Raw genomic sequence first — 25,453 nt, forward strand, 5'->3', positions numbered from 1 at the left:
ATTCTTTTTTTTTTAAAATTTAGCTCTAACTCCAAGTGTGAAAGTTGTTAAAGGAGCATAAACCCCTCTGTCAGAACCTCCATCCTCACTAGTTGTAGGATTAAAACCTTTTCTAGCTCCTGTAAAATATAAATTATCTCCAGAGACATATAGATTAAGCCCAGACATTCCAATTCTATCAAGAGTTTCTTCTGGGAAGTTATAACCTAGAACGACATTGTTTAAAGCCAAGAAATCAGTTTTAGTTATAAAACGAGTGGATGAAGAGTTAACATTTGGTATCACTCTATCAGCACTCAAAGGCACAGATGTTATGTCGCCAGGTTGTTGCCATCTTTTGCGAATGTCAATATGACTATTTGTCGCAGTAATTCCACCGTTATTATCATGCATTAATTCTGCATATTGGCTATCATAAGCCCATCCGCCTATGGAATAAGCAAACTGAGTAGAAAGACTGAAATTATGGAATGTTGCATTTAATCTGAATGCACCAGCAACATCGGGGATACCACTTTTATTAACGAATACTTGTGTTGAGTTGGCATAAGTCTTTGTAGTTGCTTTAGCTACGTTAGCGTCAGGATTGGTGGCTAGATAAGGCGTTAACGAGGTAATTGTAGTATCACCAGCATCAAAAATACCATTACTGTTCACATCGTCAAAATATCTAAACCACATAGGATAACCATCGGCTGGGTCTACACCAGCATATTCTCTAATGTAAAAATCATATATGGATCTACCTTGGGAATATCCGTATAACCCTACTATATTATGGGCTGCAGGAGCCCCAGTTTGAGGGTCTATTGGCATTGTTTTAATCTCATTGTTATACATTGCACCGTTTACAGTTAGATCCAATTTAAAATCAGCAGTTTTAACAAGATGAGCAACCAAATCAACTTCAAGACCACTATTTCTAAGAACCCCATCGTTAACCGTAAGGGTTGCAACACCTGAAGAAGGGGATATTCTTCTATTAAATATTAAATTTTCGGTATCTTTAATATAGTAGTCCACTGTTGCATCAAGGAAGGTGCCTAGAGAAAATTCTACCCCAACTTGATATTGATTAGCCGTTTCCCAAGTTAAATCGGGATTTGCAAAAAGTTCTGGCGCCACAGCAAATCTGCCACCTACATTAGTAACTCCAAAAGTATTAATCCCACTATAAATATCAACACCAGCATCATCACCTGTTCTACCATATGAACCTTTAAGTTTCAAGAAAGTTAAAAGGTTATTGTCATTTAAAAAACTTTCATTTGACAGAATCCATGCACCACCTATAGAATAGAAGGTATCCCATTTGTTATTTGCAAATCTTGAAGACCCGTCTCTACGAACAGATGCTGTAAGGTAATATTTATCATCAAAATCATAATTTAGTTGACTAAAATAAGACTCTAATGTTCTAGCTTCAGTTCTACCTGTAGGTTGTTGTAAATTAACAATATAATTATCTAATTCTTTACCACCAGGGATAATAGCTTTTGACTTAAATGCAGTAGCGAAAGATTGATCGTATTTATTGCTTTCATGTGCAGCCAAAATTTCTACACTATGTTTTCCAAATTCTTTTTTATAACGTAATAACTGTAAAAAATTCGTTGTTATTCTTTCTGTAGTACTTTGAAATAAATCACCTTCATTAGCAGTTGCTACACCATAAAATTGATTACCTACAGATTTAAATATATTGTTTGAATATTGGGCTCCATAAATAGACTCAAAAGTCAAGCCTTCAGTAATATCAATACCCAAATTAAAACTAGTTACAACTTCATTTCTATCATTACCATTAAAATCGTACAAGGCAGATGCAATAGGATTCAAATTGTTAGAATTGGGTCTATCCCTAAAACCAGAGTTAGAACCATAATCATATTGGTTCCCGCCAAAAATAGGATCTGGAACTAATTGGCCATTATTGTCTCTTAAAAAAACTGGATAGAAAGGGTTCATTTTATCAGCAAATTCAAAAAGGTTTTCTGCACCATCAGTTTGTCCATTATTTATACTTTCAGAATACGTATAACTTAAATTTGCACCTACGTTTAACCACTCTTTTACATTTGAATTGATGTTTAAACGCGTAGTATATCTTTTATATCCTGTGTTGATAGCGTATCCATCATCATTTAGGTAACCACCCGAGATAAAGTATTTAGATTTATCATCACCGCCACCCATTCTTACATTTGCCTCAGTTCTATAGGCTGTATTAAAAGAAAGGTCTTCGTAGCTTTCTGGAGTATATCTTCTAGTAACACCTGGTCTAACTTGGCCAGTTACAGGGTCAATTAATTCGGCTCCATTGGCTACGTTCCACATGTTATAGCCCGGTGCCAAAATACTAGTGAACAATGTATTGTTTACTGTGTTTATAGGGTTTGGGTCGCCAGTTAATCGTTGGCGGTTAACTTTAGCGTCCCACACCAAAGCAATAGATTCTTCAGGAGAAGTAATAACCTGATATCTAGGAAGTAACTGTACGTTTGTTCCTGTTTTAACATCAACTTCAACATAGCTTTCTGAAGACGTTCCTGATTTTGTAGTAATTAAAATTACACCATTTGCTCCTCTAGAACCGTAAATAGCAGTTGCTGTTGCATCTTTAAGGATGGTGGTGCTTTTTATATCAGATGGGTTTATAGCATTAAGACTGCCTGAATAAGGTACCCCGTCAATAACATAAAGAGGGTCTCTATTTCCATTAACCGAACCAAATCCACGAATACGAATTGTAGAAGTGTTTCCTGGTTGGCCAGAAGTGTTAATTACTGTTACACCTGCGGCTTCCCCTGCTAAAGATTGTGAAATATTTGAGTAATTTTTCAACTCAATATTTTCGGCATCTATTGTGGTTGCGGTACCTGTAAATGATTGTTTTGTTGAGGTGCCATAACCCACAATTAATACTTCTTCTAGAGATTGTACGTCTTCACTAAGAGTTACATTAATTGAGTTGGATGCACCTACAGTAACTTCTTGAGTAACATAACCAACAAAGCTAAAAACCAAAGTAGCACCTTGGGTAGCTCTAATTGAATAATTACCATCGAAATCTGAGGCGGTACCTGTAGAAGTGCCTTTTACTAAGACGGTCGCCCCAGGTATTGGTAAACCGCTACCATCAATTATCGTTCCTGAGACTGTCTTTTCTTGTGCGAACGTTAGTTGCACGACAAACGCTAGTAATAGCGTTAGAATTCCACTAAACTTTGTTTTCATTTTATAAATATTTGAATTAGTCATGTCAAAAATCTTAAATTAAAGTTAATAAAACAATAAATTGGAGTTAAAATTTCAATGTTTTTTTAAAATCTCTGAGAATTCAATAATGTTTTTACTAAAAATTAGCGGTTAGGCTGATGTGAATTTTGGAATTCGATAATTTAAATTTTTGATTTTCACTTTTACCATTGGCATAATTGAGTTTTAATAGCCCAGAATTTGTGAGTATTCCAAAGCCAAAGCCATAGCCAAAAAGTTTCTCTTGGGTATTTGTTATTTTATTTTCAAAATAGGCAACATCGGTGATGGTATGTATATACATGGCATTATTAATTTGAAATCTATATTCAGAATTTAAAACACCAAAAGAATCCGCAAGTAAACTATTTTCTTCAAAACCTCTTATGGAATTAATGCCCCCAAAACGTAATAATTCGTTTTCAAAATAAGTGTCAGATATCAATGTCTTGGTATCTATTTTTATAAAAACACTATTTCGGTTATTGAAATTGAAAATTTTAAAGCTGTTAAGGCCTAATTGGGTTTGGTCTTCTATTAAAGTAGATGTTTTTCTTTTGCCAAAATTTGTTTCTAAGTAAACAGAAGTATTTACAGGGAATAATACATTATAAGATTGTGGATTAATATATTCATAGGCTGATGTGAAATAACTTGCATCAAAATCCGTGATTAAGTTTGAAGTGTTGTTGTTTAATAAATTATTTGATTGCGTTGATGTAATGCCGGAGTAAATTTTATGCTTTGAATTTATTTGATAATGTAATTTGGCAAATTGGTTTACGGTTGTAAACGACGAATCTCTTTTAAATATATATAATTGCAAATCTAAACCAATGGGAGAAGAGAAAAGATAAGGAAGCGTAAGGTCCGTTTGAAATGTTTTTTGGTCATTTTCATCGCTTTTATACAAAAGCCTAAAAGATTCACCATAGTTTAGGTTATTGGTCAAGTTTAAATTTAAATATCCATCAAATTGTAATTGGTTTGTGTCTTCATTAGTGCCGAATCCTAAAAAACCATCAAATGAATTGCTTTTTGATTTCTCCAAATATATATATAAAGTGGTCGAATCTTTAGAGAATAAAACTTCAGGAGATTTAATTTGACTTGCAAATCTTAAATCGTTAAGCTGTTCGGTTTTGCTTTTAATTTTATTGAGATCGAAAATTTGATTGCGTTTTATCTTTAGATAATGTTTTAGATAAGAAAGTGGGAATTTTTCATAACCTCTTATAATGATATCGTTTATGATTCTCTTTTTTGTATCCGATCCAATTAATAAATGGGCTTTTAAGTCATTATCCCTCACTTCAATATCCGACAATTGTAATTTTGAAAAAGGTAACCCTGCCGATGTTATTTTAGAATTGATGAAGTTTAATTTGTCTTCAACCTCTTTAATGGGTAAAACAAAGCATGAATCATTTACACGATTTGACACTAAGTTGAGTAGAGACTTATCAACTAAATTTTTATCGTAATATATATATATGGTATGGTATTTTTTTTTAAAATGAATTTTAGCCGAGAATGTGGAGTCGTTTATTTTAGTGATAGCTCCCAATTTGTTTTCAATATAACCAATCTTTAAAAGTGTTTTTTGAATGGAGTCCAATTCAGATGATATAGATAGGTAATCCTGATGTGTTTTTGTGTAATTTAAAGAATCAATCACTTGATTTTCAATATCTGAATCCCCACTGATATTTAATCTTAAATTTTGGCTAAAACCCTTTGATGAAAAAAGTATATATATAATAAGGAGTAAAAAGTGGAATCTCTTCACGATAGAAATCAGATATATTAATATGTAAATCTAACAGAAAAACAACACTTATAATATAGTGGAGAATATTATTTTTAAAATCTATTGAAAATTAATCTTTTAACATTTGAAAAATACATTTTTATTTCTACCTTTGCAGCCCTCTTAAATGAGGATTTTAAAATTTATATAGAATATATATGCCAACAATTTCACAATTAGTACGAATAGGAAGAGCCAAAATAACCAAGAAGAGTAAATCGGCTGCTTTAGATTCGTGTCCACAAAGACGTGGGGTTTGTACGCGTGTTTACACTACAACACCTAAAAAACCTAACTCTGCAATGCGTAAAGTAGCAAGGGTAAGGTTAACAAATGGTAATGAAGTGAATGCATACATCCCAGGTGAAGGACACAATCTACAAGAGCACTCGATAGTATTGGTTAGAGGTGGAAGAGTAAAAGACTTACCAGGAGTTAGGTATCATATCGTTCGTGGCGCTTTAGACACAGCTGGTGTTGCAGGTAGAACACAACGTAGATCGAAGTATGGAGCAAAACGTCCAAAACCAGGGCAAGTAGCTGCTGCTCCAGCAAAAGGTAAGAAAAAGTAATTAAAACTTTTAACAAGAAGACATGAGAAAAAGACAAGCGAAAAAAAGACCGCTTTTGCCAGATCCACGATTTAATGATCAGTTAGTGACACGTTTCGTTAACATGATGATGTGGGATGGTAAGAAATCTGTTGCCTTTAAAGTATTTTATGATGCTATTGACATTGTAGAAGCTAAAAAAGGAGATGCAGAGAAAACAGCGTTAGACACTTGGAAAGATGCTCTATCAAACGTAATGCCTCACGTAGAAGTACGTAGTCGTCGTGTTGGTGGTGCTACATTTCAAATACCAATGCAAATTAGACCAGATCGTAAAGTTTCTACAGCTATGAAATGGCTTATCAGCTATTCACGTAAAAGAAACGAGAAATCCATGGCACAGCGCTTAGCTTCAGAAATTTTAGCTGCGGCTAAAGAAGAGGGTGCTGCTGTTAAGAAAAGAGTAGATACTCATAAAATGGCAGAAGCTAACAAAGCATTCTCTCACTTTAGATTTTAATAGGACATGGCAAGAGATTTAAAATATACAAGAAATATAGGTATTGCTGCGCACATTGATGCTGGTAAAACCACGACTACAGAGCGTATTCTTTATTACACAGGAGTTTCACACAAAATAGGTGAGGTACATGATGGTGCTGCAACTATGGACTGGATGGAGCAAGAGCAAGAACGTGGTATTACCATCACATCTGCTGCTACAACTTGTGAGTGGGTTTTCCCAAGAGAAAATGGTGAGCCAACGGCTGATTCCATGTCTTATCATTTTAATATTATTGATACCCCTGGTCACGTTGATTTTACGGTTGAAGTAAATCGTTCTTTACGTGTACTTGATGGATTAGTTTTCTTATTTAGTGCAGTTGATGGTGTTGAGCCACAATCAGAAACTAACTGGAGATTAGCCGATAACTATAAAGTGCCACGTATTGGTTTCGTAAATAAAATGGACCGTCAAGGTGCTAATTTTATGGAAGTTTGTCAACAAGTAAAAGACATGTTGAAATCTAATGCAGTGCCAATCGTTTTGAACATTGGTGATGAAATAGATTTTAAAGGTGTTGTAGACTTAGTTAAGAACAGAGCTATTGTTTGGCATGATGAAACTCAAGGGTCAACTTTTGATGTTATCGAAATTCCAGAAGATCTTAAAGCTGAAGCAAAATTACTTCGTGGTAAACTTATTGAAGAAGTTGCTGCTTATGATGAAAATTTGCTTGAAAAATATATGGAGGATGAAGATTCTATTACAGAAGACGAAGTGCATGCTGCGCTTAGAGCTGCTGTGATGGATATGTCAATCATACCAATGATTTGTGGTTCTTCATTTAAAAATAAAGGAGTGCAGTTCTTGTTAGACGCTGTATGCCGTTACCTGCCTTCTCCAATGGATAAGGAAGGAATCATAGGAGTAAATCCTGATACTGATAAAGAAGAAATACGTAAGCCTAGCGTTAATGAGCCATTCGCGGCTTTAGCATTTAAAATTGCTACAGATCCTTACGTAGGTCGTTTAGCATTCTTCCGTGCCTATTCTGGTCGTTTAGATGCAGGTTCTTATGTATTGAATAACCGTTCAGGCAATAAAGAACGTATTTCTAGAATTTACCAAATGCATGCCAATAAACAAAATGCTATCGATTTTATTGAAGCAGGTGATATTGGAGCGGCAGTTGGTTTTAAAGATATAAAAACAGGTGATACACTTTCTGCAGAAAAACATCCAATTGTTTTAGAAAGTATGAATTTCCCTGATCCAGTAATTGGTATAGCCGTGGAGCCTAAAACAAAAGCTGACGTTGATAAATTAGGTATGTCTTTGGCTAAATTAGCAGAAGAAGATCCTACTTTTACTGTGCGTACAGATGAGGCTTCTGGACAAACTATTATTTCTGGGATGGGTGAGCTTCACTTAGATATTATCGTTGATCGTTTACGTCGCGAATTTAAAGTGGAAGTAAATCAAGGAGCGCCACAAGTTGAATATAAAGAAGCTATTACTAAAGTTGCACAACACAGAGAAGTTTACAAAAAACAATCTGGTGGACGTGGTAAATTTGCTGATATTGTATTTACACTAGGACCTGCTGATGAAGGGAAAACTGGTTTAGAGTTTGTTTCTGAAATCAAAGGTGGTAACGTTCCTAAAGAATATGTGCCTTCCATTGAAAAAGGATTCAGATTGGCTATGGTAAATGGCCCATTAGCTGGATACGAAGTAGATGCTATGAAAGTAACGTTGCTTGATGGTTCTTACCATGATGTGGATTCGGATGCATTATCATTTGAATTGGCAGCTAAGTTAGGATTTAAAGCTGCTGCAAAAGCTGCAAAAGCCGTAATCATGGAGCCAATCATGAAACTTGAGGTAATTACTCCAGAAGAAAATATGGGTGATATTGTTGGCGATTTGAATAGACGTCGCGGACAAGTTAATGATATGGGTGACAGAGCTGGAGCAAAAACAGTAAAAGCAACTGTGCCATTATCTGAAATGTTTGGTTATGTTACAACATTAAGAACATTATCATCTGGTCGTGCAACATCAACTATGGAATTTTCACATTATGCTGAAACTCCTTCAAGTATATCTGAAGCAGTTATTAAAGCAGCTAAAGGCGTAGAAGCTTAAAATTTAAGAAAATGAGTCAAAAAATCAGAATAAAATTAAAGTCTTACGATCACAATTTAGTAGACAAGTCTGCTGACAAGATTGTAAAAACAGTAAAAAGTACAGGTGCTGTTGTAACCGGGCCAATTCCATTACCAACACACAAGAAAATTTTCACTGTATTACGTTCTCCGCACGTAAATAAAAAGGCAAGAGAGCAATTTCAATTAAGCTCATACAAGAGATTACTTGATATCTATTCTTCGTCTTCAAAAACAATTGACGCTTTGATGAAACTTGAATTGCCAAGTGGAGTTGAAGTAGAGATTAAAGTTTAGGTAACAATAACAACATGTCCTTAACGATGGTTAGGGAAAAACGGTAAAATACAATTCAAGGTTGAAATGTATTTTCAACCTTGAATTTTTAATAACAAATAGTAATAACAAATAAATAATAAATTATGTCTGGGTTAATTGGAAAAAAAATCGGTATGACCAGCATCTTCGATGAAAATGGAAAAAACATTCCATGTACAGTAATCGAAGCTGGACCATGTATCGTTACCCAAGTCAGAACCGAAGAAGTGGATGGCTACAAAGCTGTTCAACTTGGTTTCGATGACGCGACAGAAAAAAGCGCTACTAAAGCTGACTTAGGTCATGCTAAAAAAGCAGGGACTTCTGTAAAACGCAAGATCGTTGAATTCAAAGGTTTTGATAAGGAGTACAAATTAGGTGATGCTATCACAGTTGAACATTTTGCTGAAGGTGAATTTGTTGACATCTCTGGTATATCAAAAGGAAAAGGATTTCAAGGCGTTGTTAAACGTCATGGCTTTGCGGGTGTAGGTCAAGCTACTCACGGTCAGCATAATCGTTTAAGAGCCCCTGGTTCTGTTGGAGCTGCTTCATATCCTGCTAGAGTTTTTAAAGGAATTCGTATGGCAGGTAGAATGGGTGGAGATTCTGTAAAAGTTGAAAATTTAAGAGTTTTAAAGGTAGTTGCTGATAAGAACCTATTGGTTGTTAAAGGTTGTGTGCCAGGACATAAAAATTCTTATGTAATTATTAGAAAATAATGAAAGTAGCAGTTTTAGATATAAACGGAAAAGATACAGGTAGAAAGGCAGACCTTTCTAAAGATGTATTTGCTATAGAGCCTAATAATCATGCAGTTTATTTGGATGTTAAACAATATTTAGCAAACCAAAGACAAGGAACTCACAAATCGAAAGAAAGAGCTGAGATTTCTGGAAGTACTCGCAAGATTAAAAAACAAAAAGGAACAGGTACTGCCAGAGCAGGTAGTATTAAGTCTGGAGTTTTTAAAGGTGGTGGTCGTATGTTTGGTCCTAGACCAAGAAATTATAGCTTCAAACTTAATAAGAATGTAAAGCGTTTAGCGCGTAAATCTGCATTAAGTATAAAAGCTGGTGAGCAGTCTATTTTTGTGATGGAGGACTTTGAATTTGATACTGTAAAAACTAAGAATTTCACAGCTATTTTAAAGGCTCTAAACATAGAAAACAAAAAATCTCTCTTTGTGTTGGGTGGGTCAAATAATAATGTATATTTGTCATCGCGCAATTTAAAAAGCTCAGAGGTTATAACTAACTCAGAATTAAACACTTATAAAATTTTGAATGCAAATCAAATAGTGTTTTTAGAAGGAGCTTTAGAAGGAATTGAATCAAATTTAAGTAAATAGAAACCATGAATATCTTAATTAAACCTATAATCACAGAAAAAGCGACAGCTAATAGCGAGTTAAGAAACTGCTATACTTTCGAAGTGAATACTAAGGCGAACAAGATAGAAATAAAAAAAGCGGTTGAGGCTGCTTATGGTGTTTCTGTTGAAAAAGTTCGTACAATGAATGTCCGTCCAGATAGAAGAACCCGTTTTACAAAAACAGGTATTCAACATGGTAAAACAAATGCTGTTAAAAAAGCACTTGTACAACTGGCGGAAGGTGAAGTGATTGATTTATACAGTAACATGTAATTAGACAAAAATGTCAGTAAGAAAATTAAAACCAATCACACCAGGACAGCGATTTAGAGTAGTAAATGGATTTGACGCCATAACTACTGATAAGCCGGAGAAAAGTTTAATTGCTCCGCATAAAAAGTCTGGTGGTAGAAACAGTCAAGGAAAAATGACCATGCGTTATGTAGGTGGTGGTCATAAAAGAAAGTATCGTATTATTGATTTTAAAAGAAACAAAACTGGAATTCCAGCGGAAGTTAAATCAATAGAATACGATCCAAACAGAACAGCTTTCATCGCATTATTGAATTATCAAGATGGCGAGAAAAGATATATTGTTGCTCAAAATGGGTTACAAGTTGGTCAAACTGTAGTGTCAGGACAAGAAGGAATCGCTCCAGAAATCGGAAATGCAATGCCTTTAAGTCAAATTCCATTAGGAACTATTATTTCTTGTGTTGAACTTAGACCGGGACAAGGAGCTATTATGGCTCGTAGTGCTGGAGCCTTTGCTCAACTAATGGCAAGAGATGGTAAATTTGCTACTATTAAATTACCTTCTGGTGAAACAAGATTAGTGCTTGTAAATTGTTTAGCAACTGTAGGCGTTGTATCTAATTCAGATCATCAATTGTTAGTGTCTGGTAAAGCAGGTAGAACAAGATGGTTAGGAAGAAGACCACGTACTAGAGCCGTAGTAATGAATCCTGTAGATCACCCAATGGGAGGTGGTGAAGGAAAATCATCAGGAGGACATCCACGTTCTAGAAAAGGTATTCCAGCTAAAGGATATAGAACTCGTTCTAAGAAGAATGCAAGTAATAAATATATTGTAGAACGTAGAAAGAAATAAGACATGGCAAGATCACTAAAAAAAGGACCTTACGTTCATTATAAACTAGAGAAAAAAGTAGCTGTAAATGTTGAAACTAGCAAAAAAACGGTTATTAAAACTTGGTCAAGAGCCAGTATGATAACTCCAGATTTTGTTGGACAAACAATCGCAGTACACAATGGCCGTCAATTTGTACCAGTATATGTTACTGAAAATATGGTAGGTCATAAATTAGGAGAATTTTCACCAACAAGATCATTTAGAGGTCATGCAGGTGCTAAAAATAAAGGTAAAAAATAGTAAGCAATGGGAAGTCGTAAAAAACAAATGGCAGACGCTATTAAGGAAGATAAAAAGCAAGTTGCTTTTGCTAAACTTAATAACTGTCCTACATCACCAAGAAAAATGCGTTTAGTAGCCGATTTAGTAAGAGGTGAACGCGTAGAAAAAGCGCTTAGTATTTTGAAATTCAATCAAAAAGAAGCTTCAGGTAAGTTAGAGAAATTGTTATTGTCTGCAATTGCAAACTGGCAATCTAAAAACGAAGCTGCAAGCATTGAAGATGCAGAATTAATTGTAAAAGAGATTAGAGTTGATGGTGGAGCCATGTTAAAAAGGTTACGTCCAGCACCTCAAGGTCGCGCACACAGAATTAGAAAACGTTCTAACCACGTTACATTAGTAGTTGGAGCTAACAATAACACACAAAGCTAAGATAGAAGTATGGGACAAAAAACAAATCCAATCGGAAATCGCTTAGGAATTATCAGAGGATGGGAGTCTAACTGGTACGGAGGTAATGATTATGGAGATAAGCTTGCCGAAGACGATAAAATTAGAAAATACGTACATGTACGTTTATCTAAAGCTAGTGTTTCCAGAGTAATTATTGAAAGAACTCTAAAACTTGTAACCGTTACTATCACAACAGCTCGTCCAGGTATCATTATCGGGAAAGCGGGCCAAGAGGTAGACAAGTTAAAAGAAGAGCTTAAAAAAATTACAGGAAAAGAAGTTCAGATTAACATCTTTGAAATTAAGAGACCTGAACTAGATGCATTTTTAGTAGGATCAAGCATCGCTCGTCAAATTGAAAATAGAATTTCATACAGACGTGCTATAAAAATGGCTATTGCTGCTACAATGCGAATGAATGCTGAAGGGATTAAAGTTCAAATTAGTGGACGTTTAAATGGTGCTGAAATGGCACGATCTGAGCACTACAAAGAAGGACGTATTCCTTTATCAACCTTTAGAGCCGATATTGACTATGCTTTAGTTGAAGCACATACTACTTATGGTAGATTAGGTGTTAAAGTATGGATCATGAAAGGTGAAGTATACGGTAAAAGAGAACTTTCTCCACTTGTTGGAATGTCCAAAAAGCAAGGAAAAAGTGGAGGCTCAAATAGTGGTTCAGAACGTCCTGAAAAAGGAGCTGCTAAACCTCGTCGTAGAAAGTAATTTTTTATAAAGAAAAGAAAAATGTTACAGCCTAAAAGAACAAAATTTCGTAAAATGCAAACAGGACGTATGAAGGGGATCTCTCAAAGAGGGCATCAACTTTCAAACGGTACTTTTGGTATAAAATCGATCGATTCAAGTTTTTTAACATCACGTCAAATAGAAGCTGCACGTATTGCCGCTACACGTTACATGAAAAGAGAAGGGCAACTTTGGATTAAAATATTTCCAGACAAGCCAATTACAAAGAAACCTCTTGAAGTACGTATGGGTAAAGGTAAAGGTGCCGTTGAATATTGGGTAGCTGTTGTAAAACCAGGTAGAATACTATTTGAAGTGGGAGGTGTGCCACTAGATATCGCTAAAGAAGCGTTACGTTTAGCAGCACAAAAACTACCAGTTAAAACTAAGTTTTTAATCGCTAGAGATTACGAAGCATAATTTATTTGATATTATGAAACAATCAGAGATTAAAGAATTATCCGTAGCTGAGTTACAAGAGAAACTTAGTGAAACAAAAAAGAGTTATTCAGACCTAAAATTGGCTCATGCAATATCTCCTTTAGAAAATCCAATCCAGTTACGTGGTATCAGACGTACCGTGGCTAGAATTGCGACAGAATTAACTAAAAGAGAATTACAATAATTCTGCTGAAAGATGGAAACAAGAAACTTAAGAAAAGAACGTATAGGAGTAGTTACTAGCAACAAAATGCAAAAATCAATTGTAGTTGCTGAAGTAAAAAAAGTAAAACACCCTATGTATGGTAAGTTCGTGTTAAAAACAAAAAAATATGTTGCACACGACGAAACAAACGATTGTAATATTGGAGATACAGTAAAGATCATGGAAACAAGACCTTTAAGTAAATCTAAATGTTGGAGATTAGTTGAAATAATTGAAAGAGCTAAGTAATTATGGTACAACAAGAATCAAGACTTAAAGTCGCAGATAACACTGGAGCAAAAGAAGTATTAACAATACGTGTTCTAGGTGGTACTAAAAGAAGATACGCTTCTGTTGGAGACAAAATAGTGGTTTCCATAAAAGATGCAACACCTAATGGTAACATTAAAAAAGGTGCTGTTTCTACAGCAGTAGTAGTTCGTACTGTAAAAGAAGTAAGAAGACCAGACGGATCTTATATTAGATTCGACGACAACGCATGTGTGCTTTTAAACGCTCAAGGAGAGATGAGAGGTACTCGTGTATTTGGTCCTGTTGCTAGAGAACTTCGTGATAAACAATTCATGAAAATTGTATCATTGGCACCTGAAGTGCTTTAATGAATTTATAAGATGACAAAGCTTAAAATAAAATCGGGAGATACTGTAAAAGTCATTGCTGGAGATCACAAAGGATCTGAAGGTAAAGTACAAAAAGTATTAATAGATAAGAACAAAGCCATCGTTGAAGGTGTTAACTTGGTTAAGAAACATACGAAACCAAGTGCTAAAAACCCTCAAGGTGGAATCGTAGAGAAAGAAGCTGCTATTCATATATCAAACTTATCATTGTTGACTTCAAAAGGAGAAACAACTAGAGTTGGATATAGAGTAGAAGGCGATAAGAAAGTAAGATTTTCAAAAAAATCTAATGAAGTAATATAGTTATGGCATATTCACCTAGACTTAAAGAAGAGTATAAAAGCAAAGTAATTGCTGCTCTTACAACCGAATTTGGTTATAAAAATGTGATGCAAGTACCTAAACTTGAAAAGATAGTAATATCTAAAGGTGTTGGTGCTGCGGTAGCAGATAAAAAACTAATTGACTACGCACTAGAGGAGTTGGCAAGCATCACTGGACAAAAACCAGTGGCAACTATATCTAAGAAAGACGTTGCATCTTTTAAATTACGTAAAGGTATGCCAATTGGGGCAAAAGTAACTTTACGTGGAGAAAGAATGTATGAGTTTTTAGACCGTTTAGTAACATCTGCTTTACCACGTGTAAGGGATTTTAACGGTATAAAAGCAACAGGATTTGATGGAAGAGGTAATTACAATTTAGGAATTACCGAACAAATTATATTCCCAGAGATAAACATTGATAAAGTGAACAAAATCTCAGGTATGGATATTACATTTGTAACTTCTGCAGAGACTGATAAAGAAGCAAAATCATTATTAACCGAATTAGGATTACCTTTTCAAAAGAACTAAGTTATGGCTAAAGAATCAATGAAAGCCCGTGAGGTAAAGAGATCTAAAACAGTAGCTAAATATGCAGCTAAACGTAAAGCTTTAAAAGAAGCTGGAGATTATGAAGCATTACAAAAGTTACCAAAAAATGCATCTCCTATCCGTCAACATAACCGTTGTAAATTAACAGGTAGACCTAGAGGATACATGAGGACATTTGGTCTTTCTCGTGTAACATTTAGAGAAATGGCTAACCAAGGTTTAATACCTGGTGTAACTAAAGCCAGCTGGTAAAAAGAGTTTTAACTGGTGTAAGGTTCAAAAAAATGTTTTTTTGAAAACCAATACCGCAAATTAATAAATATGTATACAGATCCAATAGCGGATTATCTTACAAGAGTTAGAAATGCGATCCGTGCCAACCACAGAGTGGTTGAGATACCTGCATCTAACTTGAAAAAAGACATCACAAAAATATTATTCGAACAAGGATATATTTTAAGTTACAAGTTTGATGACTCAACTGTACAAGGCACTATCAAAATTGCACTTAAGTACAATAAAGAAACCAAAGAGCCTGTAATTAAAAAGATTGAAAGAATAAGTAAACCAGGTTTACGTAAATATGCTAGTTCAAAAGAACTACCTAGAATTCTTAATGGTCTTGGTATTGCCATTGTTTCTACTTCTCATGGAGTAATGACAGGTAAGCAAGCAAAACAAGAAAACGTAGGTGGTGAAGTAATATGTTACGTTTACTAAAAAGATAAGACATGTCAAGAATAGGTAATAACCCAGTAGTAATTCCTCAAGGCGTTACAGTTGATATAAAAGACGGAATAGTTACAGTAAAAGGAAAATTGGGAGAATTAACCCAAAAATACGATTCTGTAGATATTAAAGTTGAAGATGGTAATGTTTTAGTAACACGTTCTTCTGATACAAAAGATCAAAAAGCAAAGCATGGTTTATATAGATCGTTAATGCTTAATATGATTAATGGTGTTTCTCAAGGATGGACTAAACAATTAGAATTGGTTGGTGTAGGTTATAGAGCATCAAACCAAGGACAAAAATTGGATTTGGCCTTAGGCTTTTCCCATAATATTGTTCTAGAAATAGCTCCAGAAGTTGTTGTTGAAACAGTTTCAGAAAAAGGAAAAAATCCAATAATAAAACTAACATCGTTTGATAAACAACTTGTTGGTCAAGTAGCTGGAAAAATCCGTGATTTTAGAAGACCAGAACCATACAAAGGAAAAGGAATTAAGTTTGTAGGCGAGGTATTGAGAAGAAAAGCAGGTAAATCAGCTTAATAATTTAGTTATGGCATTAACAAAACACAAAAGAAGAATAAGAATTAAAAACAGGATTCGTAAAATAGTTTCTGGTACAGAGGCTAGACCAAGATTATCTGTTTTTAGAAGTAATAATGAGATTTATGCTCAAATAGTAGATGATGTATCTGGTAAAACTATCAGTGCTGCATCTTCAAGAGATAAAGATATTAATACAGTTAAAGTTAATAAAACAGAAGCAGCTGCATTAGTAGGTAAAGCTCTTGCTGAAAAAGCTTTAAAGGCAGGTATAGAAACTATTTCTTTCGATAGAGGTGGCTATTTATATCATGGTAGAGTAAAATCGTTAGCTGATGGAGCTAGAGAAGCAGGACTTAAATTCTAAGAAATTATGTATCGTAAATACAAAAGCGCAGAGTTAGTAAAACCAGGTGGATTAGATCTTAAAGATCGTTTAGTTGGTGTACAAAGAGTTACGAAAGTAACTAAAGGAGGTAGAGCATTTGGTTTTTCAGCAATCGTTGTGGTTGGTGATGAGGCTGGTGTTGTAGGTCAAGGTTTAGGAAAGTCTAAAGACGTAGCTAGTGCTATTGCAAAAGCTGTTGAAGATGCTAAGAAAAATCTTGTTAGAATTCCTTTAAAAGGGAAATCATTACCGCATGAGCAAAAAGGTAAATTTGGTGGAGCAAGAGTTAATATTATTCCTGCTGCTGCTGGTACCGGTGTAATTGCTGGTGGAGCTGTAAGAACAGTTCTTGAAGCAGTTGGAGTTCATGATGTATTATCAAAATCCCAAGGTTCTTCAAACCCTCACAATGTGGTGAAAGCAACTTTTGATGCTTTACTACAATTAAGAGATGCTAGCGTTATAGCTAGAGATAGAGGTATTTCACTTGAAAAAGTTTTTAACGGTTAATAACGATTAAGATGGCAAAAATTAGAGTAACAAAGGTAAAAAGTGCAATCAATCGTCCGCTAAGACAAAAAAGAATATTAGAATCTTTAGGTCTTAGAAAAATTGGTCAAGTTGTAGAGCATGAAGCCTCACCAAGTGTACTTGGTATGGTAAACAAATTAAATCACTTAGTTTCTGTTGAAGAAATTAAATAATAATAAATACTGAAAATGGATTTAAGTAATTTAAAACCTGCAGAAGGTTCAGTTAAAAATCAAGGTAAAAGAATAGGTAGAGGACAAGGTTCTGGAAAAGGTGGTACTGCAACAAAAGGTCACAAAGGAGCTAAATCCCGTTCTGGTTACGCTAAGAAAGTAGGTTTTGAAGGTGGACAAATGCCACTTCAAAGACGTGTGCCTAAATTTGGTTTTACAAATATTAACCGTGTTGAGTACCAAGGAATCAATTTAGATACCTTGCAACAATTGGTTGATGATAAAAAGATTAAAGATACTGTAGATTTTGACGTTTTGTTCTCTAACAGATTAGCTGGAAAAAATGATCTAGTTAAAGTATTAGGAAGGGGAGAGTTGAAAGCTAAATTAAAAGTCTCTGCTCATAAATTTACTGCTTCAGCAAAAGCTGCTATTGAAGCTGCAGGAGGAGAAGCCGTAACTTTATAAGATTTAACTACACGTATGAAATTTATAGAATCAATAAAGAATGTTTGGAAAATAGAAGAACTAAGAAACAGAATCATGGTTACCCTTGGTCTGTTATTAGTCTACCGTTTTGGAGCTCAAGTAGTTCTACCAGGTATTGATGCTGCTCAATTAGGAGGGCTAGCAGATAGTACAGATGGTGGTTTATTAGGGTTGCTTAATGCCTTTACAGGTGGTGCTTTTGCAAATGCTTCGATATTTGCATTAGGTATTATGCCTTACATTTCTGCTTCTATTGTGGTACAGTTAATGGGAATAGCAATACCATATTTACAGAAACTACAAAAAGAAGGCGCTAGTGGTCAAAAGAAGATAAATCAAATTACCCGTTGGTTAACGATTGGTATCTGTTTGTTACAAGCACCAGGTTATTTAGCTAGTTTACCAGCATTGGGAATTCCTCAAAGTGCTTTTTTATTAGGTACAGGCTTTTCATTTTATTTTTCATCAGTGACCATTTTGGTAACAGGATGTATTTTTGCAATGTGGCTGGGGGAAAAAATTACTGATAAAGGTATTGGTAACGGTATTTCTCTATTGATTATGGTGGGTATCATTGCAACAATGCCAGCATCATTTATCCAAAACTATGCTTCTAGACTAGAAGGTGGTGGGAACGGTGGTTTAATGATGGTACTAATAGAACTTGTTATTTGGTTTGCTGTCATATTAGCCGCAATCATGCTTGTAATGGCTGTTAGAAGGATAGCAGTTCAGTACGCTAGAAGAACAGCTACTGGAAGTTATGAGAAAAATGTTATGGCAGGCTCAAGACAATATATTCCATTAAAATTGAATGCCTCTGGAGTTATGCCTATCATATTCGCACAGGCCATTATGTTTGTGCCTGGATTGATTGGAGGATCATCGTTTCTTAAGGAAAGCGCTGTTGGAGGTTGGTTACAAACTAACTATTCCGATATGTTTGGATTAGCTTACAACATTACATTTGCTATTCTGATTATAATATTTACATATTTTTATACAGCAATTACGGTTCCAACAAATAAAATGGCAGACGATTTAAAACGTAGTGGTGGTTTTATTCCTGGAATTCGACCAGGTACTGAAACTTCAGAATATCTTGATAAAATTATGTCTCAGATAACCTTGCCAGGTTCCATTTTCTTAGCATTTTTAGCTGTTTTTCCAGCATTTATAGTTAAGCTTATGGGAGTTCAACAAGGATGGGCGTTATTTTTTGGAGGTACTTCATTGATTATTTTGGTTGGTGTAGCAATAGATACTATGCAACAAGTAAATTCTTATTTGTTAAATAGACACTATGATGGCTTGATGAAAACAGGTAAAAACAGAAAAGCATTAGCTTAATTTTACTATGGCAAAACAATCAGCAATTGAGCAAGATGGAACTATTATAGAAGCATTATCAAATGCGATGTTCCGTGTTGAATTAGAAAATGGTCACATAGTGACTGCGCATATTTCTGGTAAGATGCGTATGCATTACATTAAATTATTGCCAGGAGACAAAGTGAAATTAGAAATGAGCCCTTACGATTTATCTAAGGCTCGTATAACTTACAGGTACTAATAATATACAGATACGATGAAACCAAAAGTTGCATCTGAGAGTTAAAAAAAATAAATATCAGCGATGAAAGTAAGAGCATCAGTTAAAAAAAGAAGCGCCGATTGTAAAATAGTGCGCAGAAAAGGTAGACTTTACGTAATAAACAAAAAGAATCCTAGATTCAAACAAAGACAAGGGTAATTATGGCAAGAATTGCAGGTGTAGACATACCAAAAAACAAAAGAGGAGTTATCGCTTTAACTTATATCTACGGAATAGGTAAAAGTAGAGCCCAAGAGATTTTAGCAACAGCTAAAGTAGACGAGAGTACGAAAGTCCAAGATTGGAATGACGATCAGATTGGAAACATTCGTGACGCGGTATCTGCCTTTACTATTGAAGGTGAATTACGTTCTGAAACTCAATTAAACATCAAGCGTTTAATGGATATTGGATGTTATAGAGGAATCCGTCATAGATCGGGTCTTCCTTTAAGAGGTCAACGTACAAAAAACAATTCCAGAACAAGAAAAGGAAGAAGAAAAACAGTTGCTAACAAGAAAAAAGCAACTAAATAATTAATTAATATTTAGTCTTTAGTATTAGACGTTGGAAGGAATCTGTTTGAAATTATAAAGGTTTAGGATTCTAGCGACTATCAACTAACAACTGAAAACTAGAAAATATGGCAAAAGCAAGTACAAAAAAACGTAAAGTTATTGTTGATTCTGTTGGTGAAGCACATGTTAATGCATCATTCAATAACATCATTATTTCACTTACCAACAAAAAAGGAGACGTTATCGCATGGTCTTCTGCTGGTAAAATGGGATTTAAAGGATCTAAAAAAAACACGCCTTACGCAGCACAATTAGCGGCAGAAGATGCAGCAGCAGTAGCGCAAGAAGCTGGTTTAAAGAAAGTAAAAGTATACGTTAAAGGTCCAGGAAACGGTAGAGAGTCTGCTATTCGTTCTATCCACAATGCAGGTATTGAAGTGACAGAAATTATTGATGTTACTCCGTTACCACACAATGGTTGTAGACCTCCAAAACGTAGAAGAGTATAGTTTATATTCAATACCATAAATAAAATTAATATCAATTGTTTTAATGCAGTTGATATTAATTTTATATGTAAATTTGCAAACTGAAAAAATAAAAACAAGTATCAACAAGAGATCAACGATTATCGAAGGATAAGATTAAGACCTTAATTCATAATCACTCTTAAAAAACAATTTAAAATGGCAAGATATACTGGTCCTAAAACTAAAATAGCACGTAAATTTGGTGAAGCTATTTTTGGAGAAGATAAATCTTTTGAAAAAAGAAATTATCCTCCAGGTCAACACGGTGCAAACAAGCGTCGTGGAAAAAAATCTGAATATGCAATTCAATTGCAAGAAAAGCAAAAAGCTAAATATACGTATGGTGTATTAGAGCGTCAATTCAGAAATATGTTTAAAAAAGCTAGAGCAGCTCAAGGTATCACAGGTGAAGTTTTATTACAACTTTGTGAATCTAGATTGGACAATGTGGTTTTTAGAATGGGAATAGCTCCTTCTAGAAGTGGTGCAAGACAATTGGTATCTCACAGACACATTACCGTAAATGGTGAATTGGTAAATATACCTTCTTACCAATTACATGCAGGAGATGTTGTTGCTGTAAGAGAAAAATCAAAATCACTTGAGGCCATCGATAAATCTTTATCTAACTCAAGTCAAGTATACGAATGGATTACTTGGAATAACGACACTAAGCAAGGAACTTATGTTTCTGTTCCTGCAAGAATTCAAATTCCAGAAAACATAAACGAACAATTCATCGTCGAATTATATTCTAAATAATAAATTAATAACATTGGTATTTAGCCAAAGGGTTTATTTGTACTTCTTCAAACTTATAATCCGCGCAACTAAATAACAATTAAAACGAAGAAAAACATGGCAGTATTTAATTTTCAGAAGCCCGATAAAGTAATCATGATTGATTCAACAGATTTTGAAGGCAAATTCGAATTTCGCCCTTTAGAACCTGGATATGGATTAACGGTAGGTAACGCATTAAGAAGAGTTTTACTTTCTTCTTTAGAAGGATTCGCCATTACATCAGTTAGAATTGAAGGTGTAGATCATGAGTTTTCAGCAATTTCAGGAGTAGTTGAAGATGTTACAGAAATCATATTAAACCTAAAACAAGTTCGTTTTAAAAGACAAATTGAAGATATTGATAACGAATCTATTTCTATATCAATTTCTGGTCAAGAACAAATATTAGCAGGAGATTTCCAAAAATTTATTTCAGGATTTCAAGTATTGAATACAGAATTAGTAATCTGTAATTTAGATCCTAAGGTGAACTTTAACATGGAAATCACTATAGAAAAAGGTAGAGGTTACGTACCTGCGGAAGAAAACAAAAAAGCTGCTGCACCAATTGGTACTATCTTTACGGATTCTATCTATACACCAATAAAAAATGTAAAGTATAGTATTGAAAACTATCGTGTTGAACAAAAAACCGATTACGAAAAACTGGTTTTTGAAATCATTACAGATGGTTCTATAACACCTCAAGATGCTTTAACGGAAGCTGCTAAAACATTAATTCACCACTTTATGTTATTCTCTGATGAGCGTATTACATTAGAAGCTGATGAAATTGCACAAACTGAAACTTATGATGAAGAATCTCTTCACATGAGACAGTTGCTTAAAACGAAGTTAATCGATATGGATTTATCTGTTCGTGCTCTTAACTGTTTAAAAGCAGCAGAAGTTGATACTTTGGGAGATTTAGTATCTTTCAATAAAAACGACTTAATGAAATTCAGAAACTTTGGTAAAAAATCTTTAACAGAACTTGAAGAACTTGTTCATATTAAAGGTTTAAACTTCGGAATGGATTTAAGTAAATACAAATTAGATAAAGATTAATTAATCATATTTTGCTCCTCGACAGTCGAGTTTGGTAGCAAGATGATAAAACAAATGTCATGAGACACGGAAAAAAAATAAACCACTTAGGCAGACAAACTGCTCACAGAAAATCAATGTTGGCTAATATGGCTTGTTCTTTAATTGAGCACAAACGTATAAACACAACGGTTGCAAAAGCAAAAGCTTTAAAGCTGTTTGTTGAGCCAATGATTACTAAATCTAAAGAAGATACTACGCACAATAGACGTATTGTTTTTAGTAGATTGAGACAAAAAGAAGCTGTAGCAGAATTATTTAGAGATGTTGCTGCTAAAGTTGGTGATAGACCAGGAGGTTATACAAGAATTATTAAACTTGGTAATCGTTTAGGTGATAATGCAGATATGGCTATGATTGAGCTTGTAGATTACAACGAAATCTATAACGCTGGTAAGCCAGAAAAGAAAACAACTAGAAGAAGTAGAAGAGGTGGTGCTAAACCTGCTGCTGCTCCAGTTGTTGACACTAAAGCATCAAAAGAAGAAGAGGAATAGATGTTAAAAACATTTAAAATATAAAGGATAAACTATTTTAGTTTATCCTTTTTTTTATGCAATTTTGTAAAACTTTTTTAGGAATGAAACCACCCAAAACTTATAATATAATGCACATAAACAAATATTGTTTGGTGGTAACGTATGAAAATTTTAAAAAAACAGAGGCTAACAGATGAAATATCAAAAACGACAAAAAGCCATCATTCTTCTCGCAGATGGTACTATTTTTTACGGTAAAGCAGTTGGAAATAAACAAGGATCCGCATTTGGAGAAGTGTGTTTCAATACGGGCATGACTGGGTATCAGGAAATTTTTACCGATCCATCTTATTATGGGCAATTAATGGTTACTACCAATGCACACATTGGAAATTATGGAGTAAATGATGAAGAAATTGAGTCAGATTCCATAAAAATAGCGGGGCTTATTTGCAAAAATTTTAGTTACGAATATTCAAGAATAGATTCGGATGGTTCATTAGAATCATTTTTAGATAAAAATAACCTGTTAGCTATATCTGATGTAGATACGAGAGCCTTGGTAAGTTACATTCGGGATAATGGTGCCATGAATGCTGTTATTTCTACTGACGTAGATAATATCGAAGGATTAAAGAAACAATTGGCCGATGTTCCAGATATGAATGGTTTAGAGTTGGCTTCAAAAGTATCAACTAAAGAACCTTATTATTTTGGTAATATAAATGCAACCTACAAAGTGGCGGCATTAGATATTGGTATTAAGAAAAACATACTTCGAAACATCGCAAAAAGAGATGCCTATATAAAAGTGTTTCCATACAATGCGAAATTTGAAGATTTAGAAGCATTTAAACCAGATGGTTATTTTCTATCTAACGGCCCTGGAGATCCAGAACCTTTAATAGATGCTCAAACCTTGGCGAAAGAAATAATCAAACGCGACTTGCCTTTGTTTGGGATATGTTTAGGTCACCAAATTATAGCCTTGGCAAATGGAGTCTCAACCTATAAAATGCATCATGGACATAGAGGCATTAATCATCCTGTTAAAAACCTAAGAACTGGTAAAGGTGAAATAACGTCCCAAAACCATGGTTTTGCTGTTAATAGAGAGGAAGCAGAAGCTCATCCGGATTTAGAGGTAACCCACGTGCATTTAAATGATCATACAGTTGCTGGCTTAGCTATGAAATCCAAAAATTGCTTTTCGGTGCAATACCATCCAGAAGCAAGTCCGGGACCACACGATGCTTCTTATTTGTTTGATCAATTCATGGAAAATATAAAAAAATAAATCTCTAAATATGTATACAATTAGTATTAGAGTTACTAAAACGTTGTAGGCATATTTTTAATAAATTCTTTGAAAACATCATTAATTTCAGGGGATTTAACCGTAAATTTGACATATTAAAAAAGTTTAAAAATAACCAATTATGAGTGCAATAATAAATATACACGCAAGACAAATCCTTGATTCAAGAGGAAACCCAACTGTAGAGGTTGATGTAGTTACAGAAAATGATGTTTTAGGAAGAGCAGCAGTGCCTTCAGGAGCGTCAACAGGAGAGCATGAAGCCGTAGAGCTACGTGACGGAGGAAAGGCTTATATGGGTAAGGGTGTTTTAAAAGCGGTTGATAATGTAAACTCAATTATTGCTCAAGAATTATTGGGAGTATCAGTTTTCGAACAAAATTTGATTGATAAAATCATGATTGATTTAGATGGAACTCCAAATAAATCAAAATTAGGAGCTAACGCTATTTTGGGTGTTTCTCTAGCCGTTGCTAAAGCAGCAGCAGCAGAGTTAAACATGCCATTGTATAGATATGTGGGTGGCGTGTCTGCAAACACGCTTCCTGTGCCAATGATGAATATCATCAATGGTGGTTCCCATAGTGATGCGCCTATCGCATTTCAAGAATTTATGATTATGCCTGTAAAAGCTAAAAGCTTTACACATGCTATGCAAATGGGTACTGAGATTTTCCACAATCTTAAAAAAGTATTACACGATAGAGGTTTAAGTACTGCGGTTGGTGATGAAGGAGGTTTTGCTCCTAACTTAGCTGGTGGAACTGAAGATGCTTTAGATTCTATTAAATTAGCAGTTGAGAAAGCAGGATATACGTTTGGTGGTGATATTATGATTGCATTAGATTGTGCTTCAGCAGAATTCTATGTAAATGGAAAATACGATTACACTAAATTCGAAGGAGATAAAGGTAAAGTAAGAACATCTGCGGAACAGGCTGAATATTTGGCTGAATTAACAGCAAAATATCCAATCATCTCAATTGAAGATGGTATGGACGAAAACGATTGGGAAGGATGGAAATTATTAACTGATAAAATTGGTAAAAAAGTACAATTAGTAGGGGATGATTTGTTTGTAACGAATGTACAACGTTTATCACGTGGTATTGAAGAAGGCATTGCCAATTCTATACTTGTTAAGGTAAACCAAATTGGCTCATTGACAGAAACAATTGCAGCAGTGAATATGGCTAAAAACGCGGGCTATACTTCTGTTATGTCTCACCGTTCTGGAGAAACTGAAGATAATACGATTGCAGATTTAGCGGTAGCTTTAAATTGTGGTCAAATTAAAACAGGTTCTGCTTCAAGAAGTGACCGTATGGCAAAATACAACCAATTACTTCGAATTGAGGAAGAATTAGGTGAAACTGCTTATTTTCCTCAAGAAAAAGCATTTAAAATTAAGTAATATTACTTATAAATAGTATCAAAAAGGCGATTATTTTTTAATAATCGCCTTTTTTTATTCATCATTAATAATAATATAATAATTGATCAATCCTAGTGTAGATAAGCTTTATTAATCCTGAGATATTT

36 protein-coding genes are annotated in these 25,453 nt (G+C 34.5%); 34 read left to right on the plus strand and 2 right to left on the minus strand.

From position 1 onward, the window contains the following. Positions 1-12: 12 nt before the first annotated feature. Together CDH49_RS14775 and CDH49_RS14780 are read right to left on the minus strand one after the other, a co-directional pair. Entirely contained in the window at positions 13-3,237 is a 3,225-nt protein-coding gene (locus CDH49_RS14775; protein WP_100616307.1) for a SusC/RagA family TonB-linked outer membrane protein, read from the minus strand. 118 nt (positions 3,238-3,355) lie between these two features. Beyond that, entirely contained in the window at positions 3,356-5,047 is a 1,692-nt protein-coding gene (locus CDH49_RS14780) for a POTRA domain-containing protein (RefSeq protein ID WP_100616308.1), read from the minus strand. A gap of 179 nt (positions 5,048-5,226) precedes the next feature. On the opposite strand from CDH49_RS14780, the gene rpsL reads away from it, so the two are divergent. The 34 genes from rpsL (at position 5,227) to eno (ending at position 25,325) form a co-directional block, all read left to right on the plus strand. Next, a complete protein-coding gene (gene rpsL, locus CDH49_RS14785) occupies positions 5,227-5,640 on the plus strand; it encodes a 30S ribosomal protein S12 (protein ID WP_100616309.1) in 414 nt (137 codons plus the stop codon). Positions 5,641-5,662: 22 nt separating this feature from the next. Next, positions 5,663-6,139 (plus strand): 30S ribosomal protein S7, encoded by a 477-nt coding sequence (gene rpsG, locus CDH49_RS14790; protein WP_100616310.1) that lies wholly within the window; start codon positions 5,663-5,665, stop codon positions 6,137-6,139. A 6-nt stretch (positions 6,140-6,145) separates the two neighbouring features. Then, positions 6,146-8,272 (plus strand): elongation factor G, encoded by a 2,127-nt coding sequence (gene fusA, locus CDH49_RS14795; protein WP_100616311.1) that lies wholly within the window; start codon positions 6,146-6,148, stop codon positions 8,270-8,272. 11 nt (positions 8,273-8,283) lie between these two features. Next, positions 8,284-8,589, plus strand: coding sequence for a 30S ribosomal protein S10 (gene rpsJ / locus CDH49_RS14800; protein WP_100610637.1), 306 nt, complete (start codon positions 8,284-8,286; stop codon positions 8,587-8,589). Positions 8,590-8,714: 125 nt separating this feature from the next. Next, positions 8,715-9,332, plus strand: a complete 618-nt coding sequence (rplC, locus tag CDH49_RS14805) for a 50S ribosomal protein L3 (RefSeq protein WP_100616312.1) — start codon at positions 8,715-8,717, stop codon at positions 9,330-9,332. After that, positions 9,332-9,961, plus strand: a complete 630-nt coding sequence (gene rplD, locus CDH49_RS14810) for a 50S ribosomal protein L4 (RefSeq protein ID WP_100616313.1) — start codon at positions 9,332-9,334, stop codon at positions 9,959-9,961. The genes rplC and rplD overlap by 1 nt, the downstream gene beginning before the upstream one ends. A 5-nt stretch (positions 9,962-9,966) precedes the next feature. Next, entirely contained in the window at positions 9,967-10,257 is a 291-nt protein-coding gene (gene rplW / locus CDH49_RS14815) for a 50S ribosomal protein L23 (RefSeq protein ID WP_100610634.1), read from the plus strand. 10 nt (positions 10,258-10,267) lie between these two features. Continuing rightward, positions 10,268-11,095, plus strand: a complete 828-nt coding sequence (gene rplB, locus CDH49_RS14820; protein ID WP_100610633.1) for a 50S ribosomal protein L2 — start codon at positions 10,268-10,270, stop codon at positions 11,093-11,095. Positions 11,096-11,098: 3 nt separating this feature from the next. Beyond that, positions 11,099-11,377: a 30S ribosomal protein S19 gene (gene rpsS / locus CDH49_RS14825; protein ID WP_100616314.1), complete on the plus strand. Its 279-nt coding sequence runs from the start codon at positions 11,099-11,101 to the stop codon at positions 11,375-11,377. Positions 11,378-11,383: 6 nt separating this feature from the next. Further along, positions 11,384-11,791, plus strand: a complete 408-nt coding sequence (gene rplV, locus CDH49_RS14830; protein WP_100610631.1) for a 50S ribosomal protein L22 — start codon at positions 11,384-11,386, stop codon at positions 11,789-11,791. A 9-nt stretch (positions 11,792-11,800) separates the two neighbouring features. After that, positions 11,801-12,541 carry a 30S ribosomal protein S3 gene (rpsC, locus tag CDH49_RS14835; RefSeq protein ID WP_100616315.1) on the plus strand — a complete coding sequence of 247 codons (741 nt, stop codon included), beginning with the start codon at positions 11,801-11,803 and terminating at the stop codon, positions 12,539-12,541. 21 nt (positions 12,542-12,562) lie between these two features. After that, a complete protein-coding gene (gene rplP / locus CDH49_RS14840; protein ID WP_100610629.1) occupies positions 12,563-12,982 on the plus strand; it encodes a 50S ribosomal protein L16 in 420 nt (139 codons plus the stop codon). Between the two features lie 13 nt (positions 12,983-12,995). Further along, a complete protein-coding gene (gene rpmC, locus CDH49_RS14845; protein WP_100610628.1) occupies positions 12,996-13,187 on the plus strand; it encodes a 50S ribosomal protein L29 in 192 nt (63 codons plus the stop codon). A 12-nt stretch (positions 13,188-13,199) separates the two neighbouring features. Continuing rightward, entirely contained in the window at positions 13,200-13,457 is a 258-nt protein-coding gene (gene rpsQ, locus CDH49_RS14850) for a 30S ribosomal protein S17 (RefSeq protein WP_072399584.1), read from the plus strand. Between the two features lie 2 nt (positions 13,458-13,459). After that, a complete protein-coding gene (gene rplN, locus CDH49_RS14855; protein ID WP_100610627.1) occupies positions 13,460-13,828 on the plus strand; it encodes a 50S ribosomal protein L14 in 369 nt (122 codons plus the stop codon). A 12-nt stretch (positions 13,829-13,840) separates the two neighbouring features. Then, positions 13,841-14,152, plus strand: a complete 312-nt coding sequence (gene rplX / locus CDH49_RS14860) for a 50S ribosomal protein L24 (protein ID WP_100610626.1) — start codon at positions 13,841-13,843, stop codon at positions 14,150-14,152. 2 nt (positions 14,153-14,154) lie between these two features. Further along, on the plus strand, positions 14,155-14,706 hold the full coding sequence (rplE, locus tag CDH49_RS14865) for a 50S ribosomal protein L5 (RefSeq protein ID WP_100616316.1): 552 nt from the start codon (positions 14,155-14,157) through the stop codon (positions 14,704-14,706). A 3-nt stretch (positions 14,707-14,709) separates the two neighbouring features. Next, complete coding sequence (gene rpsN / locus CDH49_RS14870; protein ID WP_100616317.1) at positions 14,710-14,979, plus strand: 30S ribosomal protein S14; 270 nt, start codon at positions 14,710-14,712, stop codon at positions 14,977-14,979. A 69-nt stretch (positions 14,980-15,048) separates the two neighbouring features. Continuing rightward, positions 15,049-15,447: a 30S ribosomal protein S8 gene (rpsH, locus tag CDH49_RS14875; RefSeq protein WP_100616318.1), complete on the plus strand. Its 399-nt coding sequence runs from the start codon at positions 15,049-15,051 to the stop codon at positions 15,445-15,447. Between the two features lie 11 nt (positions 15,448-15,458). Next, positions 15,459-16,001 (plus strand): 50S ribosomal protein L6, encoded by a 543-nt coding sequence (rplF, locus tag CDH49_RS14880; RefSeq protein ID WP_100616319.1) that lies wholly within the window; start codon positions 15,459-15,461, stop codon positions 15,999-16,001. 10 nt (positions 16,002-16,011) lie between these two features. Further along, positions 16,012-16,368, plus strand: coding sequence for a 50S ribosomal protein L18 (gene rplR / locus CDH49_RS14885; RefSeq protein ID WP_100616320.1), 357 nt, complete (start codon positions 16,012-16,014; stop codon positions 16,366-16,368). A gap of 6 nt (positions 16,369-16,374) precedes the next feature. Then, positions 16,375-16,899, plus strand: a complete 525-nt coding sequence (gene rpsE, locus CDH49_RS14890; RefSeq protein WP_100610620.1) for a 30S ribosomal protein S5 — start codon at positions 16,375-16,377, stop codon at positions 16,897-16,899. A gap of 11 nt (positions 16,900-16,910) precedes the next feature. Next, positions 16,911-17,093: a 50S ribosomal protein L30 gene (rpmD, locus tag CDH49_RS14895; protein WP_100616321.1), complete on the plus strand. Its 183-nt coding sequence runs from the start codon at positions 16,911-16,913 to the stop codon at positions 17,091-17,093. Between the two features lie 15 nt (positions 17,094-17,108). Then, complete coding sequence (gene rplO, locus CDH49_RS14900) at positions 17,109-17,561, plus strand: 50S ribosomal protein L15 (protein ID WP_100616322.1); 453 nt, start codon at positions 17,109-17,111, stop codon at positions 17,559-17,561. 15 nt (positions 17,562-17,576) lie between these two features. Then, entirely contained in the window at positions 17,577-18,932 is a 1,356-nt protein-coding gene (secY, locus tag CDH49_RS14905) for a preprotein translocase subunit SecY (protein WP_100616323.1), read from the plus strand. A gap of 7 nt (positions 18,933-18,939) precedes the next feature. Continuing rightward, positions 18,940-19,155 (plus strand): translation initiation factor IF-1, encoded by a 216-nt coding sequence (infA, locus tag CDH49_RS14910; protein ID WP_091390524.1) that lies wholly within the window; start codon positions 18,940-18,942, stop codon positions 19,153-19,155. Positions 19,156-19,218: 63 nt separating this feature from the next. Further along, positions 19,219-19,335 (plus strand): type B 50S ribosomal protein L36, encoded by a 117-nt coding sequence (gene ykgO / locus CDH49_RS14915; RefSeq protein ID WP_013305171.1) that lies wholly within the window; start codon positions 19,219-19,221, stop codon positions 19,333-19,335. Positions 19,336-19,337: 2 nt separating this feature from the next. Continuing rightward, positions 19,338-19,712, plus strand: a complete 375-nt coding sequence (rpsM, locus tag CDH49_RS14920) for a 30S ribosomal protein S13 (RefSeq protein WP_100616324.1) — start codon at positions 19,338-19,340, stop codon at positions 19,710-19,712. A gap of 107 nt (positions 19,713-19,819) precedes the next feature. Then, positions 19,820-20,203, plus strand: a complete 384-nt coding sequence (gene rpsK / locus CDH49_RS14925; RefSeq protein WP_100610615.1) for a 30S ribosomal protein S11 — start codon at positions 19,820-19,822, stop codon at positions 20,201-20,203. Between the two features lie 177 nt (positions 20,204-20,380). Beyond that, positions 20,381-20,986, plus strand: coding sequence for a 30S ribosomal protein S4 (rpsD, locus tag CDH49_RS14930; protein ID WP_100616325.1), 606 nt, complete (start codon positions 20,381-20,383; stop codon positions 20,984-20,986). 96 nt (positions 20,987-21,082) lie between these two features. Next, positions 21,083-22,075 carry a DNA-directed RNA polymerase subunit alpha gene (locus CDH49_RS14935; RefSeq protein ID WP_100610613.1) on the plus strand — a complete coding sequence of 331 codons (993 nt, stop codon included), beginning with the start codon at positions 21,083-21,085 and terminating at the stop codon, positions 22,073-22,075. Positions 22,076-22,134: 59 nt separating this feature from the next. Continuing rightward, a complete protein-coding gene (rplQ, locus tag CDH49_RS14940; RefSeq protein WP_100610612.1) occupies positions 22,135-22,611 on the plus strand; it encodes a 50S ribosomal protein L17 in 477 nt (158 codons plus the stop codon). Positions 22,612-22,786: 175 nt separating this feature from the next. Beyond that, the gene (carA, locus tag CDH49_RS14945) at positions 22,787-23,890 is read left to right on the plus strand and encodes a glutamine-hydrolyzing carbamoyl-phosphate synthase small subunit (RefSeq protein ID WP_100616326.1); all 1,104 of its coding nucleotides are present in this window, start codon (positions 22,787-22,789) and stop codon (positions 23,888-23,890) included. A 142-nt stretch (positions 23,891-24,032) separates the two neighbouring features. Then, the gene (gene eno / locus CDH49_RS14950; RefSeq protein ID WP_100616327.1) at positions 24,033-25,325 is read left to right on the plus strand and encodes a phosphopyruvate hydratase; all 1,293 of its coding nucleotides are present in this window, start codon (positions 24,033-24,035) and stop codon (positions 25,323-25,325) included. Positions 25,326-25,453: the final 128 nt, after the last annotated feature.

This window comes from Confluentibacter citreus, from assembly GCF_002807055.1.
GTDB classification, from domain to species: domain Bacteria; phylum Bacteroidota; class Bacteroidia; order Flavobacteriales; family Flavobacteriaceae; genus Confluentibacter; species Confluentibacter citreus.

What these genes read in the sequence shown, in the direction of transcription:
- rpmC (WP_100610628.1), top strand. Translation starts at nt 12,996, where the DNA reads ATGAAACAATCAGAGATTAAAGAATTATCCGTAGCTGAGTTACAAGAG.
- secY (WP_100616323.1), top strand. Translation starts at nt 17,577, where the DNA reads ATGAAATTTATAGAATCAATAAAGAATGTTTGGAAAATAGAAGAACTA.
- rplV (WP_100610631.1), top strand. Translation starts at nt 11,384, where the DNA reads ATGGGAAGTCGTAAAAAACAAATGGCAGACGCTATTAAGGAAGATAAA.
- eno (WP_100616327.1), top strand. Translation starts at nt 24,033, where the DNA reads ATGAGTGCAATAATAAATATACACGCAAGACAAATCCTTGATTCAAGA.
- rpsG (WP_100616310.1), top strand. Translation starts at nt 5,663, where the DNA reads ATGAGAAAAAGACAAGCGAAAAAAAGACCGCTTTTGCCAGATCCACGA.
- rplB (WP_100610633.1), top strand. Translation starts at nt 10,268, where the DNA reads ATGTCAGTAAGAAAATTAAAACCAATCACACCAGGACAGCGATTTAGA.
- rpsL (WP_100616309.1), top strand. Translation starts at nt 5,227, where the DNA reads ATGCCAACAATTTCACAATTAGTACGAATAGGAAGAGCCAAAATAACC.
- rplF (WP_100616319.1), top strand. Translation starts at nt 15,459, where the DNA reads ATGTCAAGAATAGGTAATAACCCAGTAGTAATTCCTCAAGGCGTTACA.
- rpsM (WP_100616324.1), top strand. Translation starts at nt 19,338, where the DNA reads ATGGCAAGAATTGCAGGTGTAGACATACCAAAAAACAAAAGAGGAGTT.
- rpmD (WP_100616321.1), top strand. Translation starts at nt 16,911, where the DNA reads ATGGCAAAAATTAGAGTAACAAAGGTAAAAAGTGCAATCAATCGTCCG.
- rpsK (WP_100610615.1), top strand. Translation starts at nt 19,820, where the DNA reads ATGGCAAAAGCAAGTACAAAAAAACGTAAAGTTATTGTTGATTCTGTT.
- rplO (WP_100616322.1), top strand. Translation starts at nt 17,109, where the DNA reads ATGGATTTAAGTAATTTAAAACCTGCAGAAGGTTCAGTTAAAAATCAA.
- rpsE (WP_100610620.1), top strand. Translation starts at nt 16,375, where the DNA reads ATGTATCGTAAATACAAAAGCGCAGAGTTAGTAAAACCAGGTGGATTA.
- rpsN (WP_100616317.1), top strand. Translation starts at nt 14,710, where the DNA reads ATGGCTAAAGAATCAATGAAAGCCCGTGAGGTAAAGAGATCTAAAACA.
- rpsC (WP_100616315.1), top strand. Translation starts at nt 11,801, where the DNA reads ATGGGACAAAAAACAAATCCAATCGGAAATCGCTTAGGAATTATCAGA.
- rplW (WP_100610634.1), top strand. Translation starts at nt 9,967, where the DNA reads ATGAATATCTTAATTAAACCTATAATCACAGAAAAAGCGACAGCTAAT.
- rplC (WP_100616312.1), top strand. Translation starts at nt 8,715, where the DNA reads ATGTCTGGGTTAATTGGAAAAAAAATCGGTATGACCAGCATCTTCGAT.
- rplX (WP_100610626.1), top strand. Translation starts at nt 13,841, where the DNA reads ATGACAAAGCTTAAAATAAAATCGGGAGATACTGTAAAAGTCATTGCT.
- rplR (WP_100616320.1), top strand. Translation starts at nt 16,012, where the DNA reads ATGGCATTAACAAAACACAAAAGAAGAATAAGAATTAAAAACAGGATT.
- rplD (WP_100616313.1), top strand. Translation starts at nt 9,332, where the DNA reads ATGAAAGTAGCAGTTTTAGATATAAACGGAAAAGATACAGGTAGAAAG.
- CDH49_RS14935 (WP_100610613.1), top strand. Translation starts at nt 21,083, where the DNA reads ATGGCAGTATTTAATTTTCAGAAGCCCGATAAAGTAATCATGATTGAT.
- CDH49_RS14775 (WP_100616307.1), bottom strand. Translation starts at nt 3,237, where the DNA reads ATGAAAACAAAGTTTAGTGGAATTCTAACGCTATTACTAGCGTTTGTC.
- rpsJ (WP_100610637.1), top strand. Translation starts at nt 8,284, where the DNA reads ATGAGTCAAAAAATCAGAATAAAATTAAAGTCTTACGATCACAATTTA.
- rplE (WP_100616316.1), top strand. Translation starts at nt 14,155, where the DNA reads ATGGCATATTCACCTAGACTTAAAGAAGAGTATAAAAGCAAAGTAATT.
- rpsS (WP_100616314.1), top strand. Translation starts at nt 11,099, where the DNA reads ATGGCAAGATCACTAAAAAAAGGACCTTACGTTCATTATAAACTAGAG.
- infA (WP_091390524.1), top strand. Translation starts at nt 18,940, where the DNA reads ATGGCAAAACAATCAGCAATTGAGCAAGATGGAACTATTATAGAAGCA.
- carA (WP_100616326.1), top strand. Translation starts at nt 22,787, where the DNA reads ATGAAATATCAAAAACGACAAAAAGCCATCATTCTTCTCGCAGATGGT.
- fusA (WP_100616311.1), top strand. Translation starts at nt 6,146, where the DNA reads ATGGCAAGAGATTTAAAATATACAAGAAATATAGGTATTGCTGCGCAC.
- ykgO (WP_013305171.1), top strand. Translation starts at nt 19,219, where the DNA reads ATGAAAGTAAGAGCATCAGTTAAAAAAAGAAGCGCCGATTGTAAAATA.
- rpsQ (WP_072399584.1), top strand. Translation starts at nt 13,200, where the DNA reads ATGGAAACAAGAAACTTAAGAAAAGAACGTATAGGAGTAGTTACTAGC.
- rpsD (WP_100616325.1), top strand. Translation starts at nt 20,381, where the DNA reads ATGGCAAGATATACTGGTCCTAAAACTAAAATAGCACGTAAATTTGGT.
- rplP (WP_100610629.1), top strand. Translation starts at nt 12,563, where the DNA reads ATGTTACAGCCTAAAAGAACAAAATTTCGTAAAATGCAAACAGGACGT.
- rplN (WP_100610627.1), top strand. Translation starts at nt 13,460, where the DNA reads ATGGTACAACAAGAATCAAGACTTAAAGTCGCAGATAACACTGGAGCA.
- rplQ (WP_100610612.1), top strand. Translation starts at nt 22,135, where the DNA reads ATGAGACACGGAAAAAAAATAAACCACTTAGGCAGACAAACTGCTCAC.
- rpsH (WP_100616318.1), top strand. Translation starts at nt 15,049, where the DNA reads ATGTATACAGATCCAATAGCGGATTATCTTACAAGAGTTAGAAATGCG.